This is a genomic window from Micromonospora sp. NPDC049047, from assembly GCF_040649135.1.
GTDB lineage: Bacteria > Actinomycetota > Actinomycetes > Mycobacteriales > Micromonosporaceae > Micromonospora.
Window position 1 is genome coordinate 1 of record NZ_JBEZEY010000052.1, and the last position, 2,715, is coordinate 2,715.

At 31.8% G+C, this 2,715-nt stretch carries 3 protein-coding genes; 1 reads left to right on the plus strand and 2 read right to left on the minus strand.

The window, feature by feature from the left end:
• Positions 1-1,071 (minus strand): IS200/IS605 family element RNA-guided endonuclease TnpB (gene tnpB, locus AB0B86_RS33450; protein ID WP_356971837.1); only part of this gene is annotated, 1,071 nt, incomplete at its 3' end.
• Positions 1,072-1,118: 47 nt separating this feature from the next.
• On the minus strand, positions 1,119-1,385 hold the full coding sequence (locus tag AB0B86_RS33455) for a hypothetical protein (RefSeq protein ID WP_229717022.1): 267 nt from the start codon (positions 1,383-1,385) through the stop codon (positions 1,119-1,121).
• A gap of 1,052 nt (positions 1,386-2,437) precedes the next feature.
• On the opposite strand from AB0B86_RS33455, the gene AB0B86_RS33460 reads away from it, so the two are divergent.
• Positions 2,438-2,617 carry a CsbD family protein gene (locus tag AB0B86_RS33460; protein ID WP_357420624.1) on the plus strand — a complete coding sequence of 60 codons (180 nt, stop codon included), beginning with the start codon at positions 2,438-2,440 and terminating at the stop codon, positions 2,615-2,617.
• Positions 2,618-2,715: the final 98 nt, after the last annotated feature.

Here is a 2,715-nt window from a genome sequence, read left to right on the forward strand (position 1 = left end):
TACATGACAATTCGGACACGTCCATTGACGGACATTGAGTGGTTTCTTGCCGTCTTGGTGACCACATTCAGAACAGATTTGACTTGATGGATACCATCTGTCTATTTTGATAACTTTTCGTCCATACCATTCTGCTTTATATTCTAACTTTCTAATAAAATGCGACCATGATACATCTGAAATGCTTTTAGCCAGTTTACGATTACGCATCATTCCTTTTGTATTTAAGTCCTCAATACAAATAACATCGTGATTTTTGATGATACTTGTACTTAACTTATTTAAAAAGTCTGTGCGTTGATTTTTAACCTTTTCATGTAATCGAGCTACTTTTTGTTTTTGTTTTTGATAATTTTTAGCGTCTAATAAATTCACATTTCGTTGTTTAGCTAACAATAAACGTCTTGATAATTTACGTTGTTCTCTCGCTAATTTTTGTGACATGCTATGTGTAAATTGATGATTATCATATTTTTGACCGTCTGAACATATCGCAAAATCACTAATACCCAAATCAATACCGATGGACTGATTGGTTTTTGACATAGGTTGAATATCTTCTTTACACAATAGGGCAACATAATATTTACCACTCGCATGTTTTGAAATCGTGGCAGACCTAATATCGCCTTTGATTTTTCTGTGAAGTTTAATCTTAACGACTGACTTTAATTTAGGTAGTTTAATATATTGATTGCCAATCAACGAGATAGAACCTTTTTGATTATTCGTTGTATAACTTTGAATCGGGTGTTTTTTACTTTTGAATTTAGGAAATCCTACGGATTTATCACGGAAAAAGTTTTGATAGGCCTTATCTAAATGTTGCTGGGCATTAGCTAAAGCTAGACTGTCTACCTCTTTTAAGAATGGATAGTCTTTTTTGTACTTGGCAGGTGTCGGTAACTTATTTTGTTTTGACGTGTCTGATTTGTACTGTTGATACGCCTTGATGCGTTCATCTAACATCAAATTATAAACTTTACGAACACAACCAAATGATTTGGCGAAAAACACTTCTTGCGTCGTCGTTGGATATATTCTGAATTTATACGCTTTGAGCCTTTCCATCAATGCCACCCGCTTTCTATCTATGATTATTTCCTTGATTTCGTATTTTAGAAATCATCTTGATACTTTTCTTCTTCCTTTTCCATCAAAATTTCATAATATTCTTCATCTACATTGACTAATTCATCAAAGTGAATATGTGAAGTGAAATCAACGACTTCTTTTGTATTTTTAAAAACATCAGTTTGTAATTTCTTACATTGTCTGTGCTCATCAAACCGGAATATTACTTCTCTAACTATTCTCATATTTTCAAGGTCTAAAGTGACTTGAACTTCAATATTTTCTTCTTCTCCAATTGTTGTGTAAGCCAAAGGACATTTCAGATTTGAATCAAATAATCCTTCTTATATATTCAATGTCTCTTAAAATTCTCGCAATTTATAATTTCTTATATTTTTACATATGAGCAAATAATCATTAATAAATTCCTTAGTATTTGTCATACTCCACACACCTTTTACAAAAATATATTAATTATTTTCATGTTCATTAAGTAATGAAAACTCTAATAACAAATTGAATAACGCTAATAAAACACTTACCACTTTTAATAGAGTTATAATCTTTTCTTTCATTGTAAATACTCCTTTATATGATATAATAAAATTAAATTGAAGGAGGAGCCCAATCTCCTCCTTACAGAATTATCTTAGTAATTCTGTAATTAAAGTCACGATAGCTCTTAATAAGTTTATAATACTTATTAGGAGCTTTTTCGTGGAGTTCTTCACGAGAAACCACCTCCTTCAATTTCTCTTTCAATACCCAACCAACCGCCACATCTCGTTGGACATCACCTCCTTTACTTTTTTATTATTTATTTATTTTTTTCTGTGTTGCAAAGCCACAACAACAAGTCGTCATGAGAGATGACAAGGAGACAAGCTAAAATATTTTTCGACTGGCGTATGCCTCAAAGAAAAATTTTTGCGCCTTGTCAGATCGAATAGACTTGTTAATAGCATCATCTTTGATGATGCGTGTGAGCGTGCAACACGAAAAAATAAATAATAAAATTCCAAATAAATAGGGAAGTGATTCCTCACTTCCCTTCATTTTCATTAGCATTTTCTTATAGAAAATGCACAAGTGGCTAATGAAGCACATTAGCCACTTGCCAAAAGTATTAATCAAACTTTTTTCTCTTGATTGATCTTATTATATGTATTATGTTTTAGGTGTGCTCCATGTTTGAATTACACTACAAAAGCCTAATGAGGAATTCATTAGGCTTTTTCCTTTGTATATACTGTGGCCAAAACTAACCTATAATACAAAAAGCGTATAGTATGAATTTGTGATGACTATATGCTATATTATCGTTACCAAACAAATTATTTCAACATTTAAGGGGGGTACAATGATGGCTGAAGATAAGTTTGAACAAGCTAAAGGTAATATTAAAGAAACAGTTGGTAATGCAACGAATAATGAAGATTTAGAACAAGAAGGTAAAAAAGATAAAGCGTCTGGCAAAGCAAAAGAGGTTGTTGATAACGCTAAAGATAAAGCATCCGAAGTTATTGATAAGTTCAAAAAGTAGAGCTTTGCAATCTTTTTTAACGTAACAAGGCAGAAGTCTACGACCTCTATAGGTGGTAGATGAATGCCTATTATTTTTATATATGATATAATCAGTCT